Origin of the sequence: Bradyrhizobium sp. CSS354 (assembly GCF_029051725.1) — a bacterium.
Classification (GTDB): domain Bacteria; phylum Pseudomonadota; class Alphaproteobacteria; order Rhizobiales; family Xanthobacteraceae; genus Bradyrhizobium.
Genome location: NZ_JAACFU010000003.1, coordinates 598,097 through 624,766, shown reverse-complemented (window position 1 = coordinate 624,766; position 26,670 = coordinate 598,097). Strand labels below are relative to the sequence as shown.

General features: G+C 64.1%; 28 protein-coding genes and 1 tRNA gene. 13 read left to right on the top strand and 16 right to left on the bottom strand.

Features of this window, described 5'->3' with window-relative positions; all coding sequences use genetic code 11:
- The coding region (locus GWG67_RS09985; RefSeq protein ID WP_275169132.1) for an OmpA family protein at positions 1–1,171 on the top strand (1,171 nt) is incomplete at its 5' end.
- A gap of 163 nt (positions 1,172–1,334) precedes the next feature.
- Here GWG67_RS09985 and argG read toward each other — a convergent pair.
- The 6 genes from argG to GWG67_RS09955 all read right to left on the bottom strand — a co-directional run bounded on the left by argG (position 1,335) and on the right by GWG67_RS09955 (position 7,313).
- Positions 1,335–2,672, bottom strand: a complete 1,338-nt coding sequence (gene argG / locus GWG67_RS09980; RefSeq protein WP_018459769.1) for an argininosuccinate synthase — start codon at positions 2,670–2,672, stop codon at positions 1,335–1,337.
- Between the two features lie 93 nt (positions 2,673–2,765).
- Positions 2,766–3,542: a phosphatase PAP2 family protein gene (locus GWG67_RS09975; RefSeq protein WP_275169131.1), complete on the bottom strand. Its 777-nt coding sequence runs from the start codon at positions 3,540–3,542 to the stop codon at positions 2,766–2,768.
- A gap of 157 nt (positions 3,543–3,699) precedes the next feature.
- Positions 3,700–4,194, bottom strand: a complete 495-nt coding sequence (locus tag GWG67_RS09970; RefSeq protein WP_275169157.1) for a hypothetical protein — start codon at positions 4,192–4,194, stop codon at positions 3,700–3,702.
- A 123-nt stretch (positions 4,195–4,317) separates the two neighbouring features.
- Entirely contained in the window at positions 4,318–5,511 is a 1,194-nt protein-coding gene (gene rlmN / locus GWG67_RS09965) for a 23S rRNA (adenine(2503)-C(2))-methyltransferase RlmN (RefSeq protein WP_275169129.1), read from the bottom strand.
- A gap of 182 nt (positions 5,512–5,693) precedes the next feature.
- Positions 5,694–6,356, bottom strand: a complete 663-nt coding sequence (locus GWG67_RS09960) for an invasion associated locus B family protein (RefSeq protein WP_275169127.1) — start codon at positions 6,354–6,356, stop codon at positions 5,694–5,696.
- A gap of 117 nt (positions 6,357–6,473) precedes the next feature.
- Positions 6,474–7,313, bottom strand: coding sequence for an SDR family oxidoreductase (locus GWG67_RS09955; protein WP_275169125.1), 840 nt, complete (start codon positions 7,311–7,313; stop codon positions 6,474–6,476).
- Positions 7,314–7,582: 269 nt separating this feature from the next.
- Here GWG67_RS09955 and GWG67_RS09950 point away from each other — a divergent pair, with 269 nt between their 5' ends.
- The gene (locus GWG67_RS09950; RefSeq protein ID WP_275169124.1) at positions 7,583–8,557 is read left to right on the top strand and encodes an NADPH:quinone oxidoreductase family protein; all 975 of its coding nucleotides are present in this window, start codon (positions 7,583–7,585) and stop codon (positions 8,555–8,557) included.
- Between the two features lie 179 nt (positions 8,558–8,736).
- Here GWG67_RS09950 and GWG67_RS09945 read toward each other — a convergent pair whose 3' ends face one another.
- Positions 8,737–9,117, bottom strand: coding sequence for a YkvA family protein (locus tag GWG67_RS09945; protein WP_275169123.1), 381 nt, complete (start codon positions 9,115–9,117; stop codon positions 8,737–8,739).
- A gap of 89 nt (positions 9,118–9,206) precedes the next feature.
- Positions 9,207–9,509 (bottom strand): 4a-hydroxytetrahydrobiopterin dehydratase, encoded by a 303-nt coding sequence (locus tag GWG67_RS09940; RefSeq protein WP_275169122.1) that lies wholly within the window; start codon positions 9,507–9,509, stop codon positions 9,207–9,209.
- Positions 9,510–9,662: 153 nt separating this feature from the next.
- On the opposite strand from GWG67_RS09940, the gene GWG67_RS09935 reads away from it, so the two are divergent.
- Together GWG67_RS09935 and GWG67_RS09930 are read left to right on the top strand one after the other, a co-directional pair.
- A complete protein-coding gene (locus GWG67_RS09935) occupies positions 9,663–11,108 on the top strand; it encodes a TAXI family TRAP transporter solute-binding subunit (protein ID WP_275169120.1) in 1,446 nt (481 codons plus the stop codon).
- An 89-nt stretch (positions 11,109–11,197) separates the two neighbouring features.
- Positions 11,198–12,739 carry an alkaline phosphatase gene (locus GWG67_RS09930; RefSeq protein ID WP_275169118.1) on the top strand — a complete coding sequence of 514 codons (1,542 nt, stop codon included), beginning with the start codon at positions 11,198–11,200 and terminating at the stop codon, positions 12,737–12,739.
- Between the two features lie 10 nt (positions 12,740–12,749).
- Here GWG67_RS09930 and GWG67_RS09925 read toward each other — a convergent pair whose 3' ends face one another.
- Positions 12,750–13,151, bottom strand: a complete 402-nt coding sequence (locus tag GWG67_RS09925) for a response regulator (protein ID WP_275169116.1) — start codon at positions 13,149–13,151, stop codon at positions 12,750–12,752.
- Between the two features lie 156 nt (positions 13,152–13,307).
- Here GWG67_RS09925 and GWG67_RS09920 point away from each other — a divergent pair, with 156 nt between their 5' ends.
- The 6 genes from GWG67_RS09920 (at position 13,308) to GWG67_RS09895 (ending at position 20,050) form a co-directional block, all read left to right on the top strand.
- A complete protein-coding gene (locus GWG67_RS09920) occupies positions 13,308–14,072 on the top strand; it encodes a Crp/Fnr family transcriptional regulator (protein ID WP_275169114.1) in 765 nt (254 codons plus the stop codon).
- Between the two features lie 79 nt (positions 14,073–14,151).
- Complete coding sequence (locus GWG67_RS09915; RefSeq protein WP_275169112.1) at positions 14,152–14,868, top strand: prolipoprotein diacylglyceryl transferase family protein; 717 nt, start codon at positions 14,152–14,154, stop codon at positions 14,866–14,868.
- Positions 14,849–16,279 (top strand): radical SAM protein, encoded by a 1,431-nt coding sequence (locus tag GWG67_RS09910; protein ID WP_275169110.1) that lies wholly within the window; start codon positions 14,849–14,851, stop codon positions 16,277–16,279. Before GWG67_RS09915 ends, GWG67_RS09910 begins: the two co-directional genes overlap by 20 nt.
- Positions 16,276–16,545, top strand: coding sequence for a hypothetical protein (locus tag GWG67_RS09905; protein WP_275169109.1), 270 nt, complete (start codon positions 16,276–16,278; stop codon positions 16,543–16,545). The genes GWG67_RS09910 and GWG67_RS09905 overlap by 4 nt, the downstream gene beginning before the upstream one ends.
- A 256-nt stretch (positions 16,546–16,801) precedes the next feature.
- On the top strand, positions 16,802–18,628 hold the full coding sequence (gene typA / locus GWG67_RS09900) for a translational GTPase TypA (RefSeq protein WP_275169108.1): 1,827 nt from the start codon (positions 16,802–16,804) through the stop codon (positions 18,626–18,628).
- A 174-nt stretch (positions 18,629–18,802) separates the two neighbouring features.
- A complete protein-coding gene (locus GWG67_RS09895; protein ID WP_275169107.1) occupies positions 18,803–20,050 on the top strand; it encodes an NAD(P)/FAD-dependent oxidoreductase in 1,248 nt (415 codons plus the stop codon).
- A 92-nt stretch (positions 20,051–20,142) separates the two neighbouring features.
- Here GWG67_RS09895 and GWG67_RS09890 read toward each other — a convergent pair whose 3' ends face one another.
- The 4 genes from GWG67_RS09890 to GWG67_RS09875 are packed head-to-tail and all read right to left on the bottom strand — an operon-like array spanning position 20,143 to position 23,241.
- A complete protein-coding gene (locus GWG67_RS09890) occupies positions 20,143–20,550 on the bottom strand; it encodes a thiol-disulfide oxidoreductase DCC family protein (protein ID WP_275169106.1) in 408 nt (135 codons plus the stop codon).
- Positions 20,550–21,869, bottom strand: a complete 1,320-nt coding sequence (locus tag GWG67_RS09885) for an SDR family oxidoreductase (RefSeq protein WP_275169104.1) — start codon at positions 21,867–21,869, stop codon at positions 20,550–20,552. The genes GWG67_RS09890 and GWG67_RS09885 overlap by 1 nt, the downstream gene beginning before the upstream one ends.
- A gap of 8 nt (positions 21,870–21,877) precedes the next feature.
- On the bottom strand, positions 21,878–22,345 hold the full coding sequence (locus tag GWG67_RS09880) for a DUF2269 domain-containing protein (protein WP_275169102.1): 468 nt from the start codon (positions 22,343–22,345) through the stop codon (positions 21,878–21,880).
- On the bottom strand, positions 22,342–23,241 hold the full coding sequence (locus tag GWG67_RS09875; protein WP_275169100.1) for a S9 family peptidase: 900 nt from the start codon (positions 23,239–23,241) through the stop codon (positions 22,342–22,344). Before GWG67_RS09875 ends, GWG67_RS09880 begins: the two co-directional genes overlap by 4 nt.
- A 262-nt stretch (positions 23,242–23,503) precedes the next feature.
- Here GWG67_RS09875 and GWG67_RS09870 point away from each other — a divergent pair, with 262 nt between their 5' ends.
- Together GWG67_RS09870 and ppa are read left to right on the top strand one after the other, a co-directional pair.
- Complete coding sequence (locus GWG67_RS09870; protein ID WP_007598725.1) at positions 23,504–24,013, top strand: GNAT family N-acetyltransferase; 510 nt, start codon at positions 23,504–23,506, stop codon at positions 24,011–24,013.
- Positions 24,014–24,190: 177 nt separating this feature from the next.
- On the top strand, positions 24,191–24,727 hold the full coding sequence (gene ppa, locus GWG67_RS09865; protein WP_275169098.1) for an inorganic diphosphatase: 537 nt from the start codon (positions 24,191–24,193) through the stop codon (positions 24,725–24,727).
- Positions 24,728–24,764: 37 nt separating this feature from the next.
- Here ppa and GWG67_RS09860 read toward each other — a convergent pair whose 3' ends face one another.
- The 3 genes from GWG67_RS09860 to GWG67_RS09850 are packed head-to-tail and all read right to left on the bottom strand — an operon-like array spanning position 24,765 to position 26,315.
- Positions 24,765–25,649, bottom strand: coding sequence for a bifunctional methylenetetrahydrofolate dehydrogenase/methenyltetrahydrofolate cyclohydrolase (locus GWG67_RS09860; RefSeq protein WP_275169096.1), 885 nt, complete (start codon positions 25,647–25,649; stop codon positions 24,765–24,767).
- Positions 25,650–25,659: 10 nt separating this feature from the next.
- A complete protein-coding gene (locus tag GWG67_RS09855; RefSeq protein ID WP_275169094.1) occupies positions 25,660–26,004 on the bottom strand; it encodes a DUF167 domain-containing protein in 345 nt (114 codons plus the stop codon).
- A 20-nt stretch (positions 26,005–26,024) separates the two neighbouring features.
- Entirely contained in the window at positions 26,025–26,315 is a 291-nt protein-coding gene (locus tag GWG67_RS09850; protein ID WP_007598721.1) for a YggT family protein, read from the bottom strand.
- A gap of 188 nt (positions 26,316–26,503) precedes the next feature.
- On the opposite strand from GWG67_RS09850, the gene GWG67_RS09845 reads away from it, so the two are divergent.
- Positions 26,504–26,579 (top strand) — tRNA-Ala (locus GWG67_RS09845).
- Positions 26,580–26,670: the final 91 nt, after the last annotated feature.

Below are 26,670 nucleotides of genomic sequence, written 5' to 3'. Positions count from 1 at the left end.
GGCAGGTGCCCCGCCCCAGCCGCCGGCTCCCCCCGCCGGCGCTGCGGCACCGAGCACCGTCCCGGGCTCCGCGGCCGCAACGCCTCCGCCCAACAGGGCGCAATACGCGCCGCCGACGGTTGCGCCGGCCTTCCGAACCGCGCCGACGGTCGCAGCACCGCTGCCGCCAGCACCGCGTCCGCCGCAGCGTGACCTCACGCCGCTCGCGATCGGTGCTGGCGTGGTGGCCGGCGCCGTGATTGGAGCCACCATCGCCGACCTCCACAATCAGCGGCGCGAATCCGTCGAAGGCGGTCGCACCGTCTACACCGAGCCGGACCGCATCATCATCCGCGATCCCGGTGGGCAGACCTACGTCCGCGGCAACGATCTCTACCGTTTCCGCTACGGCGCCCGCGACATCCGCACCGAGACTGTCGGAGCCGATACCCGCACCGTGGTGATCCGTCCCGACGGCAGCGAGATCATTACTGTTGTCGGTCCGGACGGTCGGCTGCTGCGGCGAATTCGCAGGGATTCTCGCGGCCGCGAGCTCATCATCATCGACAACAGCTATCGCGATCCGCAGTCGGTCGGCGGCTTCTATGTCGACGCGCCGCCGCCGGTCGTGAACATTCCCTACGACCGCTATATCGTCGATGCCCAGGAGGCGTCGCCTGACGTGATCTACCAGACCATGCGGGCACCGCCGGTGCAGCGGATCGATCGGCGTTATACGCTCGACGAAATCCGCTACAGCCCCAATGTTCGCATGCAGATGCCCAGCATCGACGTCAACTCGATCACCTTCGAGACGGGGTCGTGGACGATCCCACCGGATCAGGCGGCGAAGCTACAAGTGATCGCCGACGGTCTCAATCAGGCGATCCAAGCCAACCCGCGTGCGGTGTTCCTGATCGAGGGACACACTGACGCGGTCGGCAACGACGTCGACAATTTGTCATTGTCGGATCGTCGCGCGCAGTCTGCGGCCGAATTGCTGACACAGCAATTCAGTGTGCCGGCTGAGAACCTGACCTCGCAGGGCTATGGCGAGCAGTACCTGAAGGAGCAGACGCAAGGGCCGAGCGCGATCAACCGTCGCGTCACCGTCCGCAACATCACGCCGCTGCTCAACGGCGGCCAGGCCTCGCTGCCGCCGCCCCCGCCCGGCACCGCGCCGCCGCGGTAACGGCACGCACAAACGCAAAATGGCCGGGAGCAATCCCGGCCATTTTTGTTTTCGTCATTGCGAGGCGCGAAGCGACGAAGCAATCCAGACTATCGCTGCGGGAAGACTCTGGATTGCTTCGCTTCGCTCGCAATGACGAATGAGGCAGCAATCCCTGAGCGCATCAGCTCTTGTCGCTCTCCAGCCGGAAGATCTGCGAGCCTTCGCTGCCCGACAACAGGCCCGTGTCGCTGTAGAGCTTCAGCTTGGCGCGGGTGTCGTTGATGTCGAGGTTGCGCATGGTGAGCTGACCGATGCGATCGGCCGGCGTGAACGCCGCGTCCTCGACCTTCTCCATGCTGAGCCGCTCCGGCGCATAGGTGAGGTTCGGGCTTTCCGTGTTGAGGATCGAGTAGTCGTTGCCGCGGCGCAGCTCGAGCGAGACTTCGCCGGTGACGGCGCGGGCGACCCAGCGCTGCGCGGTCTCGCGCAGCATCAGCGCCTGCGAATCGAACCAGCGGCCCTGATAAAGCAGGCGGCCGAGACGCATGCCGCTGATGCGGTACTGTTCGATGGTGTCCTCGTTGTGGATGCCGGTGACGAGGCGCTCATAGGCGATGTGCAGCAGCGCCATGCCGGGCGCTTCATAGATGCCGCGGCTCTTGGCCTCGATGATGCGGTTCTCGATCTGGTCGCTCATGCCGAGGCCGTGGCGACCGCCGATCGCGTTGGCTTCGAGGAACAGCGCGACGGGATCAGAGAAGGTCTGGCCGTTCAGCGCGACCGGCTGGCCTTCCTCGAAACGCACCACGACCTTCTCGGCCTTGACGTTGCAGTCGTCACGCCAGAACGGCACGCCCATGATCGGGTTGACGATCTTGATGCCGCTGTCGAGGCTTTCAAGATCCTTGGCCTCGTGCGTCGCGCCGAGCAGATTGCTGTCAGTCGAATAGGCCTTCTCGGCACTCATCTTGTAGGCAAAGCCCTGCGCCGTCATGAACGCAGACATCTCGGCGCGGCCACCGAGCTCATCGATGAACTGCTGGTCGAGCCACGGCTTGTAGATGCGCAGGCCCGGATTGGTCAGCAGGCCGTAGCGATAGAAGCGCTCGATGTCGTTGCCCTTGAAGGTCGAGCCGTCGCCCCAGATGTTGACGCCGTCCTCCTTCATCGCCGCGACCAGCATCGTGCCGGTGACGGCGCGTCCCAATGGCGTGGTGTTGAAATAGGTGATGCCGCCGGTGGAGATATGGAAGGCGCCGGACTGGATCGCGGCGATGCCTTCATGGACGAGCTGCGTGCGGCAATCGACCAGCAGCGCTTTCTCCGCGCCGAACTCCATCGCCTTGCGCGGAATCTCATTGTAGTCGGCTTCGTCGGGCTGGCCGAGATTGGCGGTATAGGCGTAGCAGCGCGCGCCCTTCTGCTTCATCCAGAGCAGCGCCGCGCTGGTGTCGAGGCCGCCCGAAAAAGCGATGCCGACTTTCTCACCCTTGGGCAGGCTTTTCAGGATCGTGGTCATGGGGCTTCCAATCGGTCTCGAAGGGCGGATGTCGTTTCACGGGTTGACCGCGCGAATATCAAATTTCGCGGGGCTCGGCACCCCTTTAATGGCTCAAACGGACGGCTCCGCACTCGTCTTGCGGCCGAACAGGCGCTGGCGAAGCCGGTAGGCGGGCATGTTCAGCCGGGTCAGGGCGGCATCGACCGCCTCGTCCGAAAACCGGGTCCGCGGCCAGCGGTAGATCAATGCGTAGGCAAACCAGATGACGACGAAGGTGACGAGGCCGGCGATCGACACATCGGTGAAGAAGTGGCCGCCAAAGGCCATCCGCAGCCCGCTGGTCACGAGGCCGAACACCACGGCTCCGGCATAAGCGAGCGGCCGCCACGGCGGCGGTGCCAGTGCGGCGGGCGCCAGCGTCCAGAACGCGGTCGCGCCCTCACCCGAAAAGAACGAGCAGTTGCGCGCGCAGCCACCGCGCGGATCCCACCACGGCACGAATTGCTGATCGCCGGCAAACTGCGTCACGACCACCGGGCGCGGCCGGCCCCAATAGGTCTTGAAGGCGAGATTGGTGAGGATGCCGGCCGACATGATGATCGTGACCAGCAAGAAGACGATCGCGCGCCCGGATACCATCAGCGGGCGGTCGGGCCGGACCATCTTGACCACAAGCGCGACCAGCGCAGGCAGCACGAACGCCCACGCAACCCACATCGCGGCATCGCGCGCGAAGCTCGCCCAATCGTTCAGCTTGAGCGGAAACGTCTTCGTCGCGGGGTCGAAGAACAGCGCGGCGAGCTTGAGATCGAGCTCGGGATAGAGGCCGAAAACGACGCCGATCACGAGCCACAGCGCCAGGGCGATGAAGAGTCCAGTCCGGTTCATGGCGCGCGGTTTAGCCGAGTGGGAAGGGGATGAAAACCCTTGGGACCGTCATTCCGGGGCGGTGCGCAGCACCGAACCCGGAATCTCGAGATTCCCCGGTGCGCAATTGCGCACCTGTGGTCTGGTCCTTCGGACCATCCCGGAATGACGGCGCAAGCTACCGCGCATCCGGTCTTGAATTCGACGGCAGTGGCGGAGGCGGATTGCGCGGCAGCGGCGGATTGCGCCAAGCGCCGGCATTGCGGCCGGCGATCAGCCAGTAGACGACACCGGCGACAATGCCCGCGCCGGTCATGATCTCCAGGTGCCGCCGCACGATGCCTTCGAATTGCAGCGTGTCGGAATGAAACGGGACCAGGCCGAGATAGCAGGCGAGCCCCACGACGCCGCCGCCCACGGCATAGGCGAGCGCGCTGCGGATGTAGAGCGCCTCGGTGATCGCGACGATCACCGCCGCCGGCACCAGCGCAAAACCGGAGACGAAGATGAAGCCGAACCCGAGCACGATATCGATCGTGCCCTGGTCGACGGGACCGGCGCCGAGATCGGCGAACTCCGGAAACAACAGCGCGACAACGACGATCATGCCGCCGATGAAGCAGGCGGCCAGAAAGCCGATGAAGATGACGATGAGGCGGCCGATCAGGGACATGACGTCACCCTCGCCGTCATTGCGAGCGTAGCGAAGCAATCCAGTCTGCCTCTGCGGAAAGACTCTGGATTGCTTCGCTGCGCTCGCAATGACGAGGATGCGAGAGCACGTGCGCGCATCAGCTCAGTCCGTCATCGCCATGGCGCGTAGCGTCTGGCGTTCCCTGGCGGAGAGTTTTTCGGTCTCCGACTTGAGCTGGCCGCAGGCGGCGAGGATGTCGCGGCCGCGCGGCGTGCGCACCGGCGAGGAGTAGCCGGCGTTGAAGACGTACTCCGAGAATTTTTCGATCTGGTCCCAGTCCGAGCATTCATAGGCGGTGCCGGGCCAGGGGTTGAACGGGATGAGATTGATCTTGGCGTGAATGCCCTTGAGCATCTTCACCAGCAGCTTGGCATCGTCGAGCGAATCGTTGACGCCCTTGAGCATCACATATTCGAAGGTGATGCGACGCGCGTTCGAGGCGCCCGGATAGTCGCGGCAGGCCTGCAGCAATTCCTTGATCGGATATTTGCGGTTGAGCGGCACCAGTTCGTTGCGCAGTTCGTCGCGCACCGCATGCAGCGAGATCGCGAGCATCACGCCGATCTCCTCGCCCGCACGCACGATGTTCGGCACCACGCCCGAGGTCGACAGGGTGATGCGGCGGCGGGAGATGCCGACGCCTTCGTTGTCGCCGACGATGAGCAGCGCGTCGCGCACCGCGTCGAAATTGTAGAGCGGCTCGCCCATACCCATCATCACGATGTTGGTGACGCGACGCGTGCCGTCTTCGCGATCGGCCCAATCGTTCAGACGATCGCGTGCGACCATCACCTGACCCACGATCTCGCCGGCGGTGAGGTTGCGCACCAGGCGCTGCGTGCCGGTGTGACAGAAGGAGCAGTTCAGCGTGCAGCCGACCTGAGAGGACACACACAGCGTGCCGCGATCGGTTTCGGGGATGTAGACGCACTCGACTTCATGCGCGCGCTCGACATTGTCGCCGCTCGGCAGCCGCAGCAGCCATTTGCGCGTGCCGTCGTTGGAGATCTGCTCGGCCACGACTTCGGGCCGGTCGACGGTGAAATGTTGCGCGAGTTCGGCGCGAATGCCCTTCGAGACCGAGGTCATCTCTTCGAAATTCTGGGCGCCACGGAAATACATCCAGTGCCACAGCTGCTGCACGCGCATCTTGCGTTGCGCCGGTGCAACGCCGATCTCGCCGAGGCGATCGGCAAGCTCGGTACGCGACAGGCCGATCAGCGAGGGTTTCGCCGGCGGCACATAGATTTCGAGCGGAGTCTTCTCCACGAGTGTTGCGTTGTGCGGCTCGGTCATCGGTTGCCTGAGATTGCTGCTGCTGTCTCGTCATGCCCGGGCTTGTCCCGGGCATCCACGTTCTTGTCCGCCCGTAGCCAGCGCGTGGATGGCCGGGACAAGCCCGGCCATGACGGCTGTACCTTTGGAATAGCCCTATATAGCAACCGGAACCGCCGATTGCGACCTTATCGACCGCAGCCTTAACGCCTGCAATCCTGGGAGATCCGGTCAAGCGCCTGGGCGAGGCCCTTCAGCGAAAAAGTGTCGGTCGTCTCGGTGCCCTTGGACGAGACGCCCTTGACCACGAGATCGGCGGATTTGCGCATGGCCTCGACCATCCGCTCTTCCTCGGCCGCGTTCTTGATCCAGAGACCGTCACCTTGCGAGTACATGGCGAAAGCGGCGCCGCCGACCTCAACCGAGGATTCAGAGCCCGGCTTCAGCGCGTAGCCGATCATGACCGAGACTTCGTTGTTGACCTTCTCCGCCGGGCGGGTGGAGACGAAGGCATAGGCAGGATCGCGCGGCCGATTCGGCGGGTTGGTCTTCGATGAAGACGGCTTGGCCAGCGCGAAGCAGACCTTTTTGCCGTTGGGCGCGGCCGAATAGGCGCCCCAGGTGCCGAACTGACCGATCAGGGTTGGCTCGGCGCCGCCCGCAACCGCCGCGTGCGGGGCCGTCGGCTTGCTCTCGGGCTTTGCAGCTGTCTTTCCGGTCGTATTGGCCGCCGGCGCAGCCGATTTCGGCGCGGCCTCTTTCGGTGCAGTTTTGGGCGCAGGTTGCGCCGTCTGCGCCCGCGCGGAATCGGTGATTCCACAGGCCGCCACGCCCGTCATCAAAGCTAAAATCAGCACCCGCCACATGCTGGAGTGGTTCCCTCAATATTGTGACTGGAAGATGGCCCGGCCGCGCGTTGTCCCCGAGCAGGGATAGCCGGGAAAGTCCAATTTGGGAAGGCAGTTAGCGAAGGGCCGCGGCGACTAGGCCCTGGATCGTGCCGCGCGCTGCTCCGCCCATTGCGCATCGGTCCAGCGCAACAGATCCTCGGCGCCGGAGCTGCGCAAATGCGCGCCACCGTCGATCACCACCATCTCCCCGTTGATGTAGCCGGCACGGTCGGAGACCAGGAAGCTGGCGAGGTCGGCAAGCTCGCCGTGCTCGCCGGCGCGTCCCATCGGGTTGCGCGCGGCCCACCCTTCGTCGCGACCCTCGGGGCGGAGCTGACCCGAGGCGCCCGCGGTCGGGAACGGTCCCGGCGCGATCGCGACGGTGCGGATGCCCTTCGGGCCCCATTCCACGGCGAGACTTTTGGTCATCGCCAGCACGGCCGACTTCGCCATCGCCGACGGCACGGTGAAGGCGCGGCCGGTGATGGTCGAGGTCGAGAGGATCGAGAGCACGACGCCGTCATGCTTGCCGTCGATCCAGCGCTTGCCGGCGGCAAGCGTACAATACATCGCGCCATGCAGCGTCGGCGCGAGGATCGCATCCGCGGCGCGGAATGAGAGATGCTCGCTCTGCGCAATGAAAGTTGCAGCCGCATTGTTGACGAGAATATCAAGCGGCGCCTCGCGCCAGATGGCGTCCATCATCGCTTCGACGGCGGTGCCATCGCGGATATCGCAGGCGATCGTCGTGACCTTGCCGCCGGTCTCTTTGCGCATCTCGCTCGCCGCCGCCTCGAGCCGATCGAGCTTGCGGCCGCAGATCACGAGCTCGGCGCCGAGCGCGAGGAAGCGGTGCGCCATCGCAGCACCGAGACCCGAACCGCCACCGGTGACGAGGATTCGCTTGTCCTTGAGCAGGCCTGTTTCAAACATGGTTTGAATCCTCCCTTTCTTTCTTCCCGTCATTGCGAGCGCAGCGAAGCAATCCAGGCTATTTCCGCGGCACGGATTCAGGATTGCTTCGCGGAGCCTGTCATCGGGCCGCGCTTCGCGCGGACCCGTTGGCTCGCAATGACGAGAGGATAGGGCCGAATGCAATTTCAGACAAAGAAACCGGATTGTGGGACCGCGCTAAATCCGGCAGAAACAGCCAAACTATAATTCTGCCTCGAAACGCCAAGTGCTCTCAAGAAGGTGCCGCCATGAAAGCCATCCTCTGCTCGCAATATTGCCAGCCCGACGATCTCGTTCTGGCCGACGTGCCGGACCCAGTGGCCGGTCCGGGCGAAGCCGTGATCGCGATCAAGGCTGCGGCGCTGAACTTCTTCGACATCCTGATGATCCAGGGCAAGTACCAGATCAAGCCGCCGTTCCCGTTCTCGCCGGCCGCCGAAGTCGCGGGCATGATCGAGAGCATCGGTCCCGGCGTGACCGATCTGAAGGTCGGCGATCGCGTCGTCGCCTCCTGCGGCCACAACGGCGCGCGCGAAAAGATCGCGCTGCCGGCCGCATCGATCGTGAAGATCCCCGACCATCTCGATTATGATCGCGCGGCCGGCATCATCATCATCTACGGCACCGCGCTGCATGCGCTGGAAGATCGCGCGAGCCCGAAGCCGGGCGAGACGCTCGCGGTGCTCGGCGCCGCCGGCGGCACCGGACTTGCCGCGTGCGAGCTCGGCAAGCTGATGGGCCTGAAGGTGATCGCCTGCGCCTCGTCGGACGAGAAGCTCGAATTCGCGAAGGCGCACGGCGCAGAACTCACGCTCAATTACGGCAAGGAAGATTTGAAGGAAGGCTTGCGCAAGCTCACCGGCGGCAAGGGCGTCGACATCATCTTCGATCCCGTGGGCGGCACCTATGCCGAGCAGGCGCTGCGCTCGATTGCCTGGGAAGGCCGCTTCCTCGTCATCGGCTTTGCCGCCGGCGACATTCCAAAGATGCCGCTGAACCTCGCACTGCTGAAAGGCTGCGACATCCGCGGCGTGTTCTGGGGCGCGTGGACGCGGCTCAACCCGGAAAAGAACCGCGCCAATCTCGAGAAGCTCGTGAAGTGGACAGCGGAAGGAAAAATCTCCTCGCATGTCGATCGCGTCTTCCCGCTGGCGCAGACGGCGGATGCGCTCAAGGTGCTCGCGGGACGTCAGGCCATGGGCAAGGTGATTTTGCATCCGTGAGGGTGGGATAGCGAAGACTCTCTCCCCGAGTCGTCCTGGCGAAAGCCAGGACCCATACCGCGGAATCTATCGGTCGCGGCCGGTCGTCGTACCGAGCGGCGAGTCTTCGCCAAACTCCTCCCTGGGGTAATGGGTCCTGGCTTTCGCCAGGACGACATTGGAGTTGGAGCGGCACGCTTTTAGTGCGCGTCGCCCTCATCCACGCCGCGCTTCAGCGCGGCGCGGGCGGCTTCGCGATGCTCATTCGTGATGTGGCTGGCGACCATGCGAATGGCGGTGGCGAGCACGGCGGCGTCATCGGTGAAGCCGAGGATCGGCATCACGTCGGGAACGAAATCAAACGGCAGGATGAAATAGGCGATCGCCCCGAGCAGCGACGCCTGGACATGGCGCGGCGTCTGGCGGTCGAAGGCGCAGTAATAGGCGGCGAGCAGATCCTCCGCGAACGGCAGTTGCGCGGCGACGCGCTTCAGCTTGCGCCAGAAGCGGCGGCGCACGCTGTCACGATCTTCCGCAAGCCGGTCGGCCGGCTCGAAACCGACGCTGTGTTCGGCAGCCATGTTCGCAACTCCCCGTTCCAGCCGGGGTGGCAGATCGCCGCATCCCCTGCTGATCACAAGATGGGGACGTGGCCGGTCCCCGCAAGACGTCAGCCTGGTGTCAGCTTGGCGATGGCGTTCATCGCCCTGGCGAGCTCGATGTCGAGCGCGGTGATGCCGCCGGCGTCATGGGTCGACAGCGCCACCTCCACCGTCTTGTAGACATTGCGCCATTCGGGGTGGTGGTCCATCTTCTCGGCGACCAGTGCCGCGCGGGTCATGAAGCCGAACGCCTCGTTGAAATCCTTGAAGACAAAGGTCTTCCCGATCGCCTCGCGTCCCTGAACCTCGGTCCAACCAGGTAGTCCGCCCAGCGCCTGTCCGCGCGCCTCCGCCGAGAGCCGTTCCGCCATTGTCGCCTCCGTCCTTTCAGGGGAACTTTACCCTAACACCCCGCCGACGCCCCGGGTTCATACGGGATCAGACCCATCCGCTAACCATGACGGAGATGTAACCCTGCCGGACAAGAAATTTGCTACACTTGCGGGCGTAAATCGCCGGCCAAGATGAAACTGAGCCTCAAGCGACTGTTCGGGAGATCGATGACCGGGGGATTGGACCTGGCCGAAGCGCCCACCCCGCCCTCGCCGCGATCATCGGCGCGGAAGACGGCGCTCGTGACTCTCGCGCTGGTGCTCGCGATCGTCGGCGCGCTCGCCGGCGGCTACTACTTTGCCATGCGGTCGGAGATGCTGAAGATCGCGGTCGGCCCCGCCAACAGCGATGATGTCAAGGTCGTGCAGGCACTGACCCAGGCCTTCGCGCAGCACAAGAGTTCCGTGCGGCTGCGTCCGATCCAGACCGACGGCGCCACCGCCAGCGCCAATCTGCTGGCGGAGGGCAAAGCCGACCTCGCCATCGTGCGCGGCGATCTCGACGTGCCGAAAAACGCGCAAGCCGTTGCGACCCTGCGAAAGAACGTCGTGGTGCTGTGGTCCGTACCCGGCAAGGGCAAGAAGAAGGGCGCGAAGATCAGCAAGATCGCGCAGCTCGCCGGACATCGGGTCGGCGTGGTTGGCCGTACCCAGGCCAACGTCAATTTGCTCAAGGTGATCCTGCAGCAATACGGCGTCGATCCCGCCAAGGTCGAGATCGTGCAATTCCCGGCCAATGAAGTTGCCGAGGCGATCAAGTCCCAGAAGGTCGATGCCTATCTCGCGGCCGGCCCCGTCAACAGCAAGATCACTTCGGACGCGATCGCCACTTCCGCCAAGGAGTTCGGCACGCCGACTTTCCTCGCGATCGATTCTGCCGACGCGATTGCGCAAAATCATCCGGTCTATGAAGCGGCCGAGATTCCCGCGGGCACTTACGGCGGCTCGCCCGATCGTCCCGATGACGAGGTCAAGACCATCAGCTTCTCGCACCACATCGTGGCGCGCAAAGCCGTCTCCGAGACCACCATCGCGGCGTTCACGCGCCAGCTTTTCGCCGTGCGCCAGCAATTGGTGACGGAATTCCCGCTGGCGGCGAAGATCGAAACGCCCGACACCGACAAGGATGCGGTGATTCCCGTGCATCCGGGCGCTGCCGCTTTCGTCGACGGCGAAGAAAAGACCTTCCTCGACAAGTACAGCGATTACATCTGGTGGACCCTGATGGCGCTCTCGGCCATGGGCTCGATCGGCGCCTGGTTCGCGGGCTATCTGAAGAAGGACGAGCGCGACAACAACAGCCATCTGCGCGAGCGGCTGCTCGACATGATCACCGCCGCTCGAAAGAGCGAGACCACCGAAGATCTCGATCAGATGCAGACCGAGGCCGACGAGATCCTGCGCGACACGCTGCGCTGCTACGACCACGGCGCGATCGAGGAAGGTGCTCTCACAGCCTTCAACATCGCACTCGACCAGTTCCATGCGGCGGTTGCCGACCGCAAGGCCGTGCTGTTCAGCCTGCCGCAGAACCTGCAGCGCACCGGCCCGCAATTCCGGGCCGCCGGCAGCGCGTAATCGCTGCGTCACATTGTCTCCATATAGCGTCGGGCTTCACCGTGGCGGCCGCTCTGGGCGATCGCCTCACGCGATATCGAGACCATCCCATGAACATCAAATTCTCCCGTCGCCGTTTCCTGACGACCAGTGCCGGCGCGCTCGGCGCGGTCGCAATGCCCCATCTCTCCCGCGCGGCCGACCGGCCGGCGGTGACCCATGGCGTGCAGTCGGGCGACGTCACCCTCGACGGCGGCGTGGTCTGGGCGCGCACCGACCGGCCCGCACAGATGCTGGTCGAGGTGGCGACGACGGACTCGTTCAGAGATGCCCGCGCACTGCCGCCGATCGCGGCGCTGCCCGAGAGCGACTTCACCGCGAAGATGCTGATCGAGAACCTGCCTAGCGGACAGGACATCTTTTATCGCGTCCGCTTCCGCGATCTCTCGCACACCGCGGTGGAGGGCGAGCCGGTGACCGGCCGCTTCCGCACCGCGCCCGCCGACCGCCGCGACGTCAGCTTCGTCTGGGGCGGCGACGTCGCAGGACAAGGCTGGGGCATCAACCCCGATGACGGCGGCATGTTCACCTTCTCGGCGATGCGCAAGCACCGTCCGGATTTCTTCCTGCACTCCGGCGACACCATCTATGCCGACGGCCCTATCCAGTCCGAGGTGAAGCTCGCGGACGGCAAGACCTGGAAGAACGTCACGATCCCCGAGAAGGCCAAGGTCGCCGAGACGCTGGACGAGTACCGCGCCGCGCACAAATACAATTTCACCGACGACAATCTTCGCGCCTTCAATGCCGAAGTGCCGATTTTCGTGCAGTGGGACGACCATGAGGTGACCAACAACTGGTCGCTGTCGAAGGAGCTGCCGGCGACCTACAAGGAGCGCGACATCGCACTGCTTGCGGCCCGCGCAGGCCGTGCCTTCCACGAGATGTATCCGATGCGCGAGAGCATCGTCGAGCCCGGCCGCGTCTATCGTCAGATCTCCTATGGTCCTCATCTCGACGTGTTCGTGCTCGACGAACGCAGCTATCGCGGCCCGAACGGCCTCAACCTCGAAACCGCTTACGGCCCGGCCAGCTATTTCCTCGGCCCCAACCAGATCGCCTGGCTCAAGCGCGGCCTGTTAAATTCGCGCGCGACCTGGAAGGTGATCGCCTCCGACATGCCGCTCAGCCTCGTCGTGTCGGACACGCCGAAGGGTGGATCGGAAGCCATTGCGCAGGGCGACGGCCCGGTGCGCGGCCGCGAGCTCGAGATCGCCGACATTCTGCGTTTCATCAAGATGGCGCCGGTCAGCAACACCGTATGGCTGACGGCGGATGTGCATTACGCCGCCGCGCACTATTACGATCCCAACAAGGCGCAATTCCAGGATTTCGAGCCGTTCTGGGAGTTCGTGTCGGGCCCGCTTCACGCGGGCACATTCGGTCCGAACGCGCTCGACAATACGTTTGGGCCCGAGGTGCGTTTCGTCAAGGCGCCGGGGAAAGACAACCAGAACCTGCCGCCGTCCGCCGGCATGCAGTTCTTCGGTCACGTCAAGATCGACGGCGCTTCCGGCCAGATGACGGTGACCTTGCGCGACCGCGCCGACGTGGCTCTGTGGTCGACCACGCTCGATCCGAAGCCGGCCTGACGCCGTATCGCTAGTCTGCCGCGCGTACGTGGAGCGCCGCCTCAAGCGCGTCGCTCGAACACGGCTTCTGCAGACGCGGCTGCGTGGCGAATTCCGGCGGGATGCGCGCGTCAGCGCCGTAGCCGGTGACGAAGACGAACGGAATTTTCAGGGCCGCGAGCCGTCCGGCGACCGCAAAGCTGGTCTCGCGACTCAATCCGACGTCGAGCAAGGCGAATTCGGGGGTGCGCGCCGCGATTGCGGCCAGCGCCTGCGCCACTGAACCTACCGTGCGCACGCTCTTCACGCCAAATCCGAGCAGGCGATCCTCGAAGTCGATCGCGATGATCGGATCGTCTTCGACGATGAGAACATCGGCGGGACAGTTTGAACCATCGGAAGCGGCGGGTGCCATCATCGTAACTTGGAGCATGAGGTTTCTCTGACTGGGTACCGGGTCACGACGCCTGCACCCAGCGCGGAGGGTTCCCGGAACGAAACCACCACATCACAGTTGTCAGGTCTGTCCACTTGTGCACACAGGACCTCGACGGAACTCGCTAATGTGGAGGCGGATGGGGAGTTTAAGATGGACGCGCGGACCAGTAACGCCACCGAGATCGACAGCCGGCCAACCAACAACCTGCTGCGGCGCTTGAGCGCGGCCGACTTCGCCCTGCTTGCGCCACATGTCATGCTCGAAAGCGCTGCAGCGAATGAGCTACTCTACAACCCCGGCGACGACGTTCAGGTCGTCCATTTCCCCTGCGGACCGTCGCTAGCGACCTTCCTCGTTCCCAATGAGGACGGCCGCGACGTCGAGACCATCCTGGTCGGCCGCGAAGGCGCGGTGGGCGGCATCGTCAGCGAGGGCTATCTGCCGGCCTATACCCGGATCTGCGTGAAATTCGGCGGGCCGTTTGCGCGCATTCACGTCGGCAAGCTGGAGGCCGCCAAGCAGCGCTCGCCCTCGTTGCGCCATGTCTTCGCTCGCTACGCCGACTGCATGCTGGCGCAGATCTTCCAGTCCACCGCCTGCAACGCCATTCACTCGATCGAGCAGCGCACCGCCAAATGGATGCTGGCGGCGATGGAGCGGACCGGCGACGAGAGCAGCGTGCCGCTGACTCACGAACAGCTCGCGACGCTGCTCGGCGTCGGCCGCAGCTATGCCAGCCGCGTGCTCCAATCGTTCAAGGCGGAAGGTGTGCTCGACACGCGACGCGGATCGATCCTGGTCCGCAACCGCGAGGGCCTGCGCCTGCGCGCCTGCATGTGCAACGAGGCCGTGAAGATGCACTTCGAGGAGGTGCTGCGCGGGGTCTATCCGACCGAAGAGCGGCAAGCCGGCTAGCCCCCTGCCTCGCTCCTCTTCGGGGATAAGAAGCGGCCGCACTATCCCGCCGGGCGGGAACCTGGGCTAATGTCCCCGCATGAGCGGGGCTTTCCTTCACACTCTCTTCGACATCGCAGCGTGGCTGGTGGCGGCAGTCGCCCTCTACTGGCTGTCGCGACAGGGCCTGCGGTTTCCGGCGCAATCGTTCGAGATGTCCTACCTCGCCGCTTTGGTGTTCGGTGCGGGCCTCGGCGCCTATCTGTTCGGCTCCGCCAATCTGTGGCTGTCGGGCCAGAGCGGCATTGCGCGCTCGGTCGAGGGGGCGCTGGCCGGTGGCATCGTGGCGATCGAACTCTACAAATGGTCCGCAGGGATCGCGGTACGAACCGGCGCCCGGTTTGCGCTGCCGCTGGCGATCGGCATCGCGATCGGCCGGCTCGGCTGCTATTTCGCGGGCCTCGACGATTTCACCTACGGCACGCCGACGGCATGGCCCTGGGCCCATGATTTCGGCGACGGCGTCCTTCGCCATCCCGTGCAGCTCTACGAAAGCGTCGCGATGGGCGTATTCGCGCTGCTCTACGTGGTGGCGATCTTGAACCGGAGCGCGTTTGTGATCACCAATGGTTTCTACCTCGTCCTCGTCTACTATGGCGCACAGCGCTTCCTGTGGGAATTCCTCAAGCCCTACGGCACGCTGATCGGCCCCTTCACGCTGTTTCACCTGCTGTCGCTGTCCATCCTGCTCTACGCCGTCGTAATGCTGGCGACGGCGCCCAAAGCGAGACCCATGCATGAACGCGCCGTTGCGTAAGTCGCGCCCCTATATCTTCTGGGGCCAGACCCAATCTCTCTGCGAGACCTGCCTGAAGCTGGTGCCGGCCAAGATCCAGATCCTCGACAACGAGGTCTGGTACGAAAAGCGCTGCAAGGAGCATGGCGTCCAGTCCACGCTTGTGTCGACGGACGCAGCCTATTGGCGCCTGTGCAAGGATTTCATCAAGCCCGGGGACCGGCCGCTCGCCTTTCAACGGCATACCGAATTTGGCTGCCCCTATGATTGCGGCCTGTGCCCCGACCACGAGCAGCATTCCTGCCTGGCCCTGATCGAGATCACCGAGCATTGCAATCTAACCTGCCCGGTGTGCTTTGCCGATTCCTCGCCGGCGCGGACCAGCTTCACGCCGCTGGCCAAGATCGAGCGAATGCTGGACGCGCTGGTCGCGAGCGAGGGCGAGCCTGACCTGGTGCAGATCTCCGGCGGCGAGCCGACGCTACATCCGGATTTCTTCGCGATCCTCGATGCGGTGCGCGCGCGCCCGATCCGCCATGTCATGATCAATACCAACGGCCTGCGCATCGCCCGCGAAAAGGATTTCGTGGCGCGGCTCGCCGAGAACAAGCGCGGGCTCGAGGTCTATCTCCAGTTCGACTCGCTCGAACGCGACGCGTTGATCAATCTGCGCGGCGCGGATTTGCGCAAGATCCGCCAGCAGGCGCTGGAAAATCTCGAGCATTACGGCGTGTCGACCACGCTGGTGGCAACCATCAAGCGGGGCGTCAACGATGCCGAGATCGGCGACATCGTCCGCCATGCGCTCACGTGGAAGTGCGTTCGCGGCGTCACGTTGCAGCCGGTGCAGGACGCCGGCCGCAACGAGAATTTCGACAAGAACACCGATCGCATCATGCTGTCGGAGATTCGCAAGCGCGTGGTCGAAACCGGCGTGTTCGGCGACAAGGACATGATCCCGCTGCCCTGCAACCCCGAAAGCATCTCGATCGGTTACGGCCTGCGCAACGGCGAGAAAGTGCTGCCGCTGACCTCCCTGATCCCGCAGGAACAACTCGTCGCATTGTTGCCCAATACGATAAGCCCGGAGAAGCATCCGGCGCTGAGGGAGAAATTCATCGATTTGTTTTCGCTGTCCTCGGGACCGCTGAACACCAGCGAGCGCGTCTGCGAATTGCTGTGCTGCCTGCCGAGCTTCGAGGTACCGCAGGGCATCACGTACGAGAACGTATTCCGCGTCACCATCGTGCAGTTTCTCGACCGCTTCAATTTCTGCGTCGGCAACGTCAAGCGCAGCTGCATCCATTTCGTCACCGAGAACGGCGCGATCATCCCGTTCGACACCTACAATCTGTTCTACCGGAACGGAAAGATCGACGGCATCCGCGCCGAACTGGCGGCGCAGTCAACCGAAGGAGTCCTGCAGGCATGAGCATCAGCGACCCGCCGCCGCCAGCCCCTCCGGGACCGCCTCCTGCCCCGACGAACAAGCGCAGCGGCTGCCTGACCGCGGTCATGGCGATCTTCGGGATCCTCCTGCTGCTGCCCGGTGCCTGCGCAATCCTGTTCGGCGGCATTTCGATATCCGACAGCGGCCGGATCGGCTCCGACGTCGCCCCGCTGGTGTTCCTGGGCCTAGTCGTGGGGCTGGGCGGGGTCGCCCTGATCTGGGCCGCCATCAAGGGCCGGCGCGGCTGAGCCCGGCTTTTCGCCTAACCCCCGGGAATCCCCGGACAAAATTCAATCAATCAATGGCCAAAGAACACATTGTTTTTTGGCCGTTTTTGCCTATATTGCGCCGCAACGCGTAGGGTGCCCGGTCGATATGCCGGGCTTTCCCTTTTGGGCGGAAAGCGCCCCGTTTCCAGTCTTCAAGCGTTGTTTCGAGAAGAGGTCCCGGTCTGACCGGCGAGATCGCGCTTAACCCATTGTCCGACCGCAAAGAAGCCCACTCATGAACCTTCGCAACATCGCCATCATCGCCCACGTCGACCACGGCAAGACGACCCTGGTCGACCGCCTCCTCCAGCAATCCGGCACCTATCGCGAGAACCAGAAGGTGACCGAGCGCGCCATGGACTCCAACGATCTGGAGCGCGAGCGCGGCATCACCATCCTGGCCAAAGCGGCCTCGGTGCAGTGGAAGGACACCCGCATCAACATCGTCGACACCCCCGGCCACGCCGATTTCGGCGGTGAGGTCGAGCGCATCCTCAACATGGTGGACGGCGCGCTGGTGCTGGTCGACGCCGCCGAAGGCCCGTTGCCGCAGACCAAATTCGTGGTCTCCAAAGCGCTCAAGGTCGGTTTGAAGCCGATCGTCGTGATCAACAAGGTTGACCGTCCCGACGCGCGGGCGACCGAAGTCATCAACGAGGTGTTCGACCTGTTCGCGGCGCTCGACGCCAGCGAGGAGCAGCTCGACTTCCCGATCCTCTACGGGTCGGCCAAGCAAGGCTGGATGGCCGATAGCCCGGACGGATCCCAGGAAGCCGGCATGCAGCCGCTGTTCGACCTGATCGTGCGCCATGTCGCGCCGCCGACGGTCGAGGAAGGCCCGTTCCGCATGATCGGCACCATTCTGGAAGCCAACCCCTATCTCGGCCGCATCATCACCGGCCGGATCTCCTCAGGCTCGATCAAGCCGAACCAGGCCGTGAAGGTGCTGGGCGCCGACGGCAAGACCATCGAAACCGGCCGCATCACCAAGATCCTCGCCTTCCGCGGCATTGAGCGCACTCCTCTCGACGAAGCCGAGGCAGGCGATATCGTCGCGATCGCCGGCCTGACCAAGGGCACCGTCGCCGACACCTTCTGCGATCCGTCGGTCGACACCCCGCTGGTGGCGCAGCCGATCGACCCGCCGACCGTGTCGATGTCCTTCATCGTCAACAACTCGCCGCTCGCGGGCACCGAAGGCGACAAGGTGACCAGCCGCATGATCCGCGACCGCCTGCTGCGCGAGTCCGAAGGAAACGTCGCGCTGCGGGTCGTCGAAGCCTCCGACAAGGACGCGATGGAAGTCTCAGGCCGCGGCGAATTGCAGCTCGCGATCTTGATCGAGACCATGCGCCGCGAGGGCTTCGAGCTCTCGGTGTCGCGTCCGCGCGTCGTATTTCAGAAGGACGAGGCCACCGGCGCCACTCTGGAGCCGATCGAGGAAGTCGTCATCGACGTCGACGAGGAGCATTCCGGCGTCGTCGTGCAGAAGATGAGCGAGCGCAAGTCCGAGCTGATCGAGATGAAGCCGTCCGGCGGCAACCGCCTGCGGCTGGTGTTCTACGCGCCGACCCGCGGCCTGATCGGCTACCAGGGCGAACTGCTCACCGACACGCGCGGTACCGCGATCATGAACCGTCTGTTCCACAGCTACGCGCCGTACAAGGGCGAGATCCAGGGCCGCCGCAACGGCGTGCTGATCTCCAACGACCAGGGCGAAGCGGTGGCTTACGCGATGTTCAAGCTGGAAGATCGCGGCCCGATGATGATCGAGCCGGGCTGGAAGGTCTACAAGGGCATGATCGTCGGCGAGCATACCCGCGACAACGACCTCGAAATCAACGTGCTCAAGGGCAAGCAGCTCACCAACATCCGAACCACGTCGAAGGATGAAGCGGTGCGCCTGACCCCGCCGATCCGCATGACGCTGGAAAAGGCGCTGGCCTATATCGAGGACGACGAGTTGGTGGAGATCACGCCGAAGTCGATTCGCCTGCGCAAGCGGCACCTCGACCCGAACGAGCGCAAGCGCGCGGAAAAGTCCAAGGAAGCGGTGGCTTAAGGCCGCCGCTCTCAACGCTGTCATGCCCCGGCTCGACCGGGGCATCCAGTGCGCCGCGGCTTATCGGTTCAATAACAAATGTCTCTGGAATACTGGATCACCCGCCTGCGCGGGTGATGACAGCTGTGCTTGCGGCGGCTTCAGCACTCTTTGCGAACGTGCTAGAGCCCGCCCATGAGCTCCCTTCCCTCCTCCGTCGACGTCGCGATCATCGGTGCGGGCGCCGCCGGCCTCGGCGCGGCGCATGCGCTGGCAGGATCCGGCCTCTCCGTGGTCGTGCTCGAGGCGCGCGACCGGCTCGGCGGCCGAGCCTGGACGGTGCAGGCCTCGCCCGAAGTCACCTTCGACGTCGGCTGCGGTTGGCTGCACTCGGCGGACAACAACTCCTTTGTCGCGATTGCGAAACAGCTCGGTTTCGAGGTCAACAAGGACCTGCCGCCCTGGCGCGAGCGCGCCTATGGCAACGCGTTTCCGAAAGCCGAGCGCGATGATTTCATGCACGCGATGGACGCCTTCTATCAGCGGCTGTGGAAGACCGCCCAGAAGAGCCAGGATGTCCCCGCGAGCTTGAGCCTGGAGCCGGGCAATCGCTGGAATCCCATGATCGACGCGATCTCGACCTACATCAACGGTTGCGAACTGAAGGACATGTCGACGCTGGACTGGGATGCCTATGAGGACAGTGACCTCAACTGGCGCGTCCGCCGCGGCTATGGCGCTCTGATCGCGGCCTATGGCGCGCCCTGCCCGGTGGCGCTGAACTGCAACGTCGCGCTGATCGATCATTCCGGCCAGCGCATCCGCATCGAGACATCGCAGGGCACGCTGACCGCGGACAAGGTGATCGTCACCGTGCCAACCAATCTCATCGCCGGCGAAGCCATCCGGTTCTCGCCTGGCTTGCGCGCCAAGGTCGACGCCGCAGCCGGCCTGCCGCTCGGCGTCGACGACAAGGTGACGCTGGCGCTCGAGGATGCCGAGGCCTTCCCGAAGGAAGGAAACCTGCGCGGCGCCACCATGCGCACCGACATGGGCACCTATCATATCCGCCCGTTCGGCCAGCCCTGCATCGAAGGCTTTTTTGGCGGCAGCTTTGCGCGCGAACTGGAAGATGCCGGCGAAGGCGCTATTGCCGCGCAGGGCATCGACGAGATCGCAGGCTTTCTCGGCAACGACATCAGGCGAAAGCTGAAGCCGCTCTACGAGTCGCGCTGGGCGCACGATCCCTTCGCAAGGGGCTCATACTCGCACGCGCTGCCGGGCCGCGCCGGTGACCGCGCCGTGCTGGCGGCACCGGTGGATGGACGGTTGTTCTTTGCGGGAGAAGCGACCTCGCCAAACTTTTTCTCAACGGCGCATGGGGCGAGGGATTCAGGGGAGCGCGCGGCGAGGGAGGTGTTGGGAGTTCTGGGCAGACCATAACCACACACGCCGTCGTTGCGAGCGTAGCGACGCAATCCAGAATCTTTCCGCAGCCGCAGTCTGGATTGCGTCGCTACGCTCGCAATGACGAATTACTCGATCACCCGTGCTCGCAAATCGGCGTCAGGCACGAAGCATGCATCGTACTTGCCAAAAATGCGGTAGCGGTTGCGCGCAATGAGGCTGTAGACCGGGTCGCGCAACGCTTTCGGCACGGCGAACAACGCGCGCACCCAGCCCCAGCCGGGGAGCTGCGACAGCACCGTCAGCGCAGCGTCCGACTTCATGAACACCGCGCCGCCGTGGACTACGGCATTGGTGTCGGGATCATCCGGATCGATACCGAACGTGCGCGCGAGCCGGGCGCCATAGTCCGACTGGATCGGCGTGAAGCGAAATCGCTTCGCCGTGTCGCGCGCGGCGACGAATCGGACCCAGCGCGAGCAGAAGATGCAGACCCCATCGAACAGGATCACGTCGTCGTCGGGCCAATTGGGCATCAGCGATTGTCCAATATCAGGAGGGCCACAAACATCAGCACGATCGCCGGCCCCGTCTTCACCAGTGCGCCGAGCGGCTCGACCCAGAGGTCCGGCGTCAGGATCGCGGCACCAAACATATAGCCGAGCGAAGCCAGGATGCCTGCAACGAGCCCGATCGCAGCGGTGCGACGGAAGGCGATCAGCACGCCAATGCTCATGTCCATCAGGCTGGTACCGATGGTGATGGGATTGACCAGCGCCGACGGAAAATTGTGCGCACTCAGGATGTCGGCAGCGGCGCGATAGGACACGAACAGCGCGATGAAGCCGGAGACGGACCAGAACGCAACCAGGCTGGCGATGATCAACGTCTTGACCAGGAACAGCCGCGCGAACCATTTGTCCTGGATCGTGGCGGCATGGCGCCCGACGGTCTGAGGCAACGATTTCGGCACGATGCCCGTGGCGGCGATCCACGCGGAGGGATCACCGCTCACGCCGCGGCGCAACTCGGCGATGGCCGTGGAGCGCATCGGCGGCATCCAGCCAAGATAGTTGGCGACATCGCCGCCTTTCGCGCCGAGATCGAGCATGAAGGACGGCATCGCGACGCGCGACCAGCCGGCCGTACCGAACGCGATACGAAACTGCTTGATGACGCAAGCCATGGTGATTGGTTCGATCTGCATCAGGTCCCAGGTCACAGCCTTCACCGATGCGTCGTCGATATCGCGCGCGGCAAGCCAGGCGATGGTGGCTGAGATATCCTCGACCGCAACGGGCTGGAACGGCGTCGCCATCTCCTTCTCCGGCAAGTCGAGCGGAAAGGCCGCAAGCGCGCGGATCATCGCGCTGCCGCCATAGGCTGACGGCGCGACCACGAAGCCAGGCCGCAGGATGGCGTAGGGAATGCCGGAAGCCGCGATCAAACGTTCGGCCTCGCGCTTTGTCGTTGCAAACGCGGTTCGATCCTCGCCCGCGGTCCCGGGAATCGAGATGTGCACCAGCCGGATCGCACGGCCGCTGCCGCCAATCGCCTGAAGCAATCGTACGACGAGATCGCGATGCACCGCGTTGGTATCGCTGCCGGGACCGTCCTGGAGCACGCCGAGGCAGTTCACGACGACATCAACGGCGTGCTCGCTGACGAGGTGCGTCAGCGCGGCTACGTCAAGCGAGAGGATCGGCCGCTCGATGTCCAGGGCGCTCATCTTCTGGGCGGGCGGCAGGCTGCGCGCCACGCCGATGACGCGAAATCCCTGTGCGCGAAGATCGGCGGTGACGTGGCGGCCGATCAGGCCAGAGGCACCGAGCACGAGAATGGTTCGCTGGCTCATGACCTTCCTCAAAACGGTTTTGCGATCATCAGCCAGAGGATCAGCATCGTGGCGCCGAAGCCGGGGAAACCGAACACGAACCAGCGGCGGAACAGGACGAAATAGCGCTCCGGAAGCGCGCCACACTCCTCGGCGGCCTTACGCACGAGATCGCGCATCTCGATCTGCATGAAAATCACGGGGATCCAGAACAAGCCAGCAATGATATAGAGCGCAAGCGAGGCGAGCAGCCAGCGCTCGGCGATCGACGTTGCCGAGAGCATCATCAGCAAACCGCCCGTGATCGGCTGGAGGATCACGGCGGATAACGTGAAGATCGCGTCCGCGATCACGACTACCGAAGCAGTGCGCGCGATGAACGCCACGTCGTTCGTGCGATGCGCCATCAGCATAAAGAAAGCGATACCGGTTCCAGTGCCGAGAATGACGATTGCGCCGAGCACGTGCAGATACTTGATGAGGAAATACAGCGTCATGGCTTCCTGGTCACCACAGGCTTGGGCAGGTTCAGCCCGCGCCCAAGTTCTGCACTCGCGGCGTTGACACCGGCCTCGCTCTCGATCATCCAGTGCCCCTCGCTACCCACGGCCGGCAGCGCACGGAAGTCGACCTTGCCGCCGCTGCGCCGAAACGCGTCGACCAACGCAAGCGAAAATGCCGGTGCAAAGTAGCTGTCATTGGCGGCAACGAGCCACGTGACGGGGATGCGCGCGGCCTTGCCAAATTCAGCCGCCGCCGCGAGAAGCGTGTGGGGCGCGCAGATCCGGTTCGGCTCGTCATTGGCATGGCCGCCGCGGCCCGGCGCAAAGGCGATGATGGCGGAGATCGCCTTCGGATCGGCATTGGCGAGCGCCAGCGCGCCCCAACCGCCGGCGGAATGGCCGATCACGATCACGGCGTCCTTGCGGATAAAATCCTGCTTTCGCAAATCCTCCAGCGCGAGCGAGATTTCGTCGGCCGTTGCGCGGCCCGAGCGCAGATAATCCGCCTCGTCGCAGCCACCCTGGTCCTCGACATAGCGGCCGCCTGTTGCGCCATGGCCGAGCCGTTCCGGCACCAGCACGGCGAAGCCGCGCGCAATGAGGAACGCAGTGAGTGCGCGGTATTCCGGTTGGGGCGTTTGCGCGCGCCGCAAGCCATTTTGCGTCGAAGCATGCGCGATCACCGCAAGCCGGAACGGGCCGGCACCCGGCGGGCGAAACAGCAGGGCATAGGCGGCGATGTCGGTATCTGGCGACGGCACGCGCCATTGCTGCCGGCGAAACGGATCGCCCTCCGCTCCGGACGAACCAAACGTGACCTGAGCGCACACGGGCGGCGCAGTCAGCAAGGCCAACAGAGGCAGAAGCACGAGGAGTTTGAGGAGCCGCATGAATTGCCGGAGGCGAGAACAGCAACGGCCAGACTAGTAGGAACGAATCAATATCGGCAGACTTTCTGCGTTGCGATTGCCGTTCATTCGTTGCCGCAAAGCAGTTTTGCACCGACGCATGGCACTCCGGTGCCACTCGAATCGGCGTCTTGTCTTTTTTCGGCACAACATGGTTCAAATACTGATGCAGAAAGTCCACACGTTAACCGATAATTAACGATAGGTCTTGCCGCCGGCGCGGCGACTTGGTTTGATCACGTCCATGAGCACAACCCTGATCGAGGTCCGGCCGGCCAAAGCCGCAGATGCAACTGCGGTGGCGTCCACCCATGACGAAGCCTGGCGCTCCGCCTATCAGGGCATCATTCCCGGCGCCGAACTGGAAAAGCTGATCAACCGCCGCGGTCCGCAATGGTGGGACAGCGCGATCCGCAAGGGCAGCCGCGTCAGCGTGCTGGTGTTCGGCGACAAGATCGCAGGCTACGCCAATTACGGCCGCAACCGCGCCCGCAGCCTGCATTTCGATGGCGAGGTCTACGAGCTCTATCTGCGTCCCGAATTCCAGGGCCTGGGCTTCGGCCGCCGCCTGTTCACCGCGGCCCGCCGCGACCTGATGCAGAGCGGCCTGAAGAGCATGGTGGTGTGGGCGCTCTCGGACAATGATCCGGCCACGGAGTTCTACCGTGCCTTGGGCGGCCGCATGGTGGCACGTTCCTCGGAGCGTTTCGGGCCGAAGTCGCTCGACAAGGTTGCCTTCGCTTGGACCAATTGAGCTGCTGAAGTCCAGCCGGCAGCGTTTCCCTTCCGTCGATACCGTTGCCTTTTGAGCCGGTGATCGCCGGATTCATTATTTCACAAAAACGCGATGGATCAGCGGGCCAAGCCCGCGTATGACAGCGCCAAAATCGCTGCCGGGTGCGATTTAACCTCGGCAACAACGGAGCCTTGAATGCGTATCGATGCGGTCTCGATCGGGAAAAACGTACCCAACGACGTCAACGTCATCATCGAAGTCCCCGTGGGCGGCGAACCGATCAAATACGAGATGGACAAGGAAGCCGGCACGCTGGTGGTCGACCGCTTCCTCTACACCCCGATGCGTTACCCCGGTAACTACGGCTTCATCCCGCACACGCTGTCCGACGACGGCGATCCTTGCGACGTCCTCATCATCAACACCCGCGCCATCATCCCAGGAGCGGTCATGAGCGTGCGCCCGGTCGGCGTTCTGTTCATGGAAGACGAAGCCGGCGGCGACGAGAAGATTCTGGCGGTGCCTTCGTCCAAGCTCACCCAGCGCTACGACAAGGTGAAGTCGTATTCCGACCTGCCGGACATCACGCTCCAGCAGATCCAGCACTTCTTCGAGCACTACAAGGATCTCGAACCCGGCAAGTGGGTGAAGATCCTGCGCTGGGGCGGCCCAGAGGATGCGCACAAGCTGATCCTCGAGGGCATCGATCGCGAGAAGAAGAAGAAGGCCTGAGCTCTGCTCCCTCGCCCCGCTTGCGGGGCGAGGTGAACTACACCGCCGGCTTCGGCAGCCCTGCAATCGCGCAGGCCGCGCGCAACGTGTTCACGAGCAAGCACGCGACCGTCATCTGACCGACGCCGCCCGGCACCGGCGTGATCGCGCCGGCCACTGCAAGCCCTTCCTGATAGGCGACATCGCCGACGAGACGCGTCTTCCCGTCGTCCTTCGGGATCCGGTTGATACCGACGTCGATCACGGTCGCCCCCGGCTTCAGCCAGTCGCCGCGCACCATCTCGGACTTTCCGACCGCGGCGTAGACGAGGTCGGCGCGCTTGACGAGCCCGGGGAGGTCGCGCGAGCGCGAATGCGCGATGGTCACTGTGGCGTTCTCGTTCAACAACAGCTGCACCAGCGGGCGGCCGACGAGATTGGAGCGGCCGATGACGATGGCGTTCATGCCTTCGAGCGACGCATGCACGCTCTTGGTTAAAATGATGCAGCCGAGAGGCGTGCAGGGCGACAGCGCCTCGAAACCGCCGGCGAGGCGACCGGCATTGTTCGGATGCAGCCCGTCGACATCCTTGGCGGGGTCTATGGCATTGACGACGGCCTCGGTGTTGAGGCCCTTGGGGAGCGGCAGTTGCACCAGAATACCGTGCACGGCGGGATCGCGGTTGAGTTTTGCGACCAGCGCCAGGAGATCTGCTTGCGAGACGTCGGCCGGCAGCTTGTGCTCGAATGAGGCCATACCGGCGACCTGGGTCTGGGTGTGTTTCGAGCGGACATAGACCTCGCTCGCCGGGTCGCTTCCCACAAGGACGACCGCAAGGCCCGGCACCAGATTGTGCTCGCGCTTGACGCGTGCGACCTCGTCGGCGACGCGGGCGCGAAGTTCCGCGGCGATGACTTTTCCGTCGATGATCCTGGCGGTCATGTCAGTTCCCTCAGTCTGTCGATTTGGCTGATGCGAGCTGGCGCAGGGCTTCGCCGAGCCGCGCCGGATCGCCGTCGACCGCGATCTGCTTCAGCCGCGAGGTCGCTCCCGACAGGAGTTTTACGCTGGCCTTGGGCACGCCCAGCGATTTCGCCAGCAGCACCAGAACGGCATTGTTGGCCTCGCCGCCATCGGCGATAGCGCGCACACGCACCTTGAGCACGCTGCGGCCATCGGAGAGCTGCTCGATCCCGTCGATGTCGTCGCGGCCGCCGCGGGGCGTTACCCGCAGCGCGATGCTGATTCCTGCGGCCCCGTAACGCCAAGGTTCCTTGATGACAAGGTTCTTTGGCAACCCAGGGCGCTCCAGCCTGCTTAGATCACGTTCGGGTAGATGTAATACAGGATCACCCGCTCGATGAACATGATGAGCAGGATCAGGATGATCGGCGAGATGTCGAGGCCGCCGAGGCTGGGCAGAAAATTGCGGATCGGCGCCAGCACCGGCTCCGTGATCCGGTACAGGAACTCCGCCACCGCCGAAACGAACTGGTTGCGGGTGTTCACGACGTTGAAGGCGATCAGCCAGGACAGGATCGCGGACGCGATCAGCAGCCAGACGTAGAGGTCGAGCACGATGATGACGATGTCGAGAACGGCACGCATGGCTTTTAAAAACTCTGGCTTCGGTCGGGATTGACGTCTTTTGCTAGATATCGGTTCCCCCCGGTCCAAACAAGGGAAGTCGGTGCCGGGATGGCTAAAACCGGGTTACACCCGTCCTTGACTTGACCTTGGCGGGGACTTAAATGGCGCCCGGTTGTCGGCCGCATTGACCAGAGCGGCCTACAAAAGGGGCCATAGCTCAGCTGGGAGAGCGCGTCGTTCGCAATGACGAGGTCGGCGGTTCGATCCCGCCTGGCTCCACCAGCCTTCGCTCGCTTCGCGAGCTACGGCTCGGCAAGCCCGGACAGTCCCTCGTAGCGAAACGAGCGAAGGCTGCCGCGGCGTAGCCCGAAGG

What these genes read in the sequence shown, in the direction of transcription:
- argG (WP_018459769.1), bottom strand. Translation starts at nt 2,672, where the DNA reads ATGACCACGATCCTGAAAAGCCTGCCCAAGGGTGAGAAAGTCGGCATC.
- GWG67_RS09975 (WP_275169131.1), bottom strand. Translation starts at nt 3,542, where the DNA reads ATGAACCGGACTGGACTCTTCATCGCCCTGGCGCTGTGGCTCGTGATC.
- GWG67_RS09970 (WP_275169157.1), bottom strand. Translation starts at nt 4,194, where the DNA reads ATGTCCCTGATCGGCCGCCTCATCGTCATCTTCATCGGCTTTCTGGCC.
- rlmN (WP_275169129.1), bottom strand. Translation starts at nt 5,511, where the DNA reads ATGACCGAGCCGCACAACGCAACACTCGTGGAGAAGACTCCGCTCGAA.
- GWG67_RS09960 (WP_275169127.1), bottom strand. Translation starts at nt 6,356, where the DNA reads ATGTGGCGGGTGCTGATTTTAGCTTTGATGACGGGCGTGGCGGCCTGT.
- GWG67_RS09955 (WP_275169125.1), bottom strand. Translation starts at nt 7,313, where the DNA reads ATGTTTGAAACAGGCCTGCTCAAGGACAAGCGAATCCTCGTCACCGGT.
- GWG67_RS09950 (WP_275169124.1), top strand. Translation starts at nt 7,583, where the DNA reads ATGAAAGCCATCCTCTGCTCGCAATATTGCCAGCCCGACGATCTCGTT.
- GWG67_RS09945 (WP_275169123.1), bottom strand. Translation starts at nt 9,117, where the DNA reads ATGGCTGCCGAACACAGCGTCGGTTTCGAGCCGGCCGACCGGCTTGCG.
- GWG67_RS09940 (WP_275169122.1), bottom strand. Translation starts at nt 9,509, where the DNA reads ATGGCGGAACGGCTCTCGGCGGAGGCGCGCGGACAGGCGCTGGGCGGA.
- GWG67_RS09935 (WP_275169120.1), top strand. Translation starts at nt 9,663, where the DNA reads ATGAAACTGAGCCTCAAGCGACTGTTCGGGAGATCGATGACCGGGGGA.
- GWG67_RS09930 (WP_275169118.1), top strand. Translation starts at nt 11,198, where the DNA reads ATGAACATCAAATTCTCCCGTCGCCGTTTCCTGACGACCAGTGCCGGC.
- GWG67_RS09925 (WP_275169116.1), bottom strand. Translation starts at nt 13,151, where the DNA reads ATGCTCCAAGTTACGATGATGGCACCCGCCGCTTCCGATGGTTCAAAC.
- GWG67_RS09920 (WP_275169114.1), top strand. Translation starts at nt 13,308, where the DNA reads ATGGACGCGCGGACCAGTAACGCCACCGAGATCGACAGCCGGCCAACC.
- GWG67_RS09915 (WP_275169112.1), top strand. Translation starts at nt 14,152, where the DNA reads ATGAGCGGGGCTTTCCTTCACACTCTCTTCGACATCGCAGCGTGGCTG.
- GWG67_RS09910 (WP_275169110.1), top strand. Translation starts at nt 14,849, where the DNA reads ATGAACGCGCCGTTGCGTAAGTCGCGCCCCTATATCTTCTGGGGCCAG.
- GWG67_RS09905 (WP_275169109.1), top strand. Translation starts at nt 16,276, where the DNA reads ATGAGCATCAGCGACCCGCCGCCGCCAGCCCCTCCGGGACCGCCTCCT.
- typA (WP_275169108.1), top strand. Translation starts at nt 16,802, where the DNA reads ATGAACCTTCGCAACATCGCCATCATCGCCCACGTCGACCACGGCAAG.
- GWG67_RS09895 (WP_275169107.1), top strand. Translation starts at nt 18,803, where the DNA reads ATGAGCTCCCTTCCCTCCTCCGTCGACGTCGCGATCATCGGTGCGGGC.
- GWG67_RS09890 (WP_275169106.1), bottom strand. Translation starts at nt 20,550, where the DNA reads ATGCCCAATTGGCCCGACGACGACGTGATCCTGTTCGATGGGGTCTGC.
- GWG67_RS09885 (WP_275169104.1), bottom strand. Translation starts at nt 21,869, where the DNA reads ATGAGCCAGCGAACCATTCTCGTGCTCGGTGCCTCTGGCCTGATCGGC.
- GWG67_RS09880 (WP_275169102.1), bottom strand. Translation starts at nt 22,345, where the DNA reads ATGACGCTGTATTTCCTCATCAAGTATCTGCACGTGCTCGGCGCAATC.
- GWG67_RS09875 (WP_275169100.1), bottom strand. Translation starts at nt 23,241, where the DNA reads ATGCGGCTCCTCAAACTCCTCGTGCTTCTGCCTCTGTTGGCCTTGCTG.
- GWG67_RS09870 (WP_007598725.1), top strand. Translation starts at nt 23,504, where the DNA reads ATGAGCACAACCCTGATCGAGGTCCGGCCGGCCAAAGCCGCAGATGCA.
- ppa (WP_275169098.1), top strand. Translation starts at nt 24,191, where the DNA reads ATGCGTATCGATGCGGTCTCGATCGGGAAAAACGTACCCAACGACGTC.
- GWG67_RS09860 (WP_275169096.1), bottom strand. Translation starts at nt 25,649, where the DNA reads ATGACCGCCAGGATCATCGACGGAAAAGTCATCGCCGCGGAACTTCGC.
- GWG67_RS09850 (WP_007598721.1), bottom strand. Translation starts at nt 26,315, where the DNA reads ATGCGTGCCGTTCTCGACATCGTCATCATCGTGCTCGACCTCTACGTC.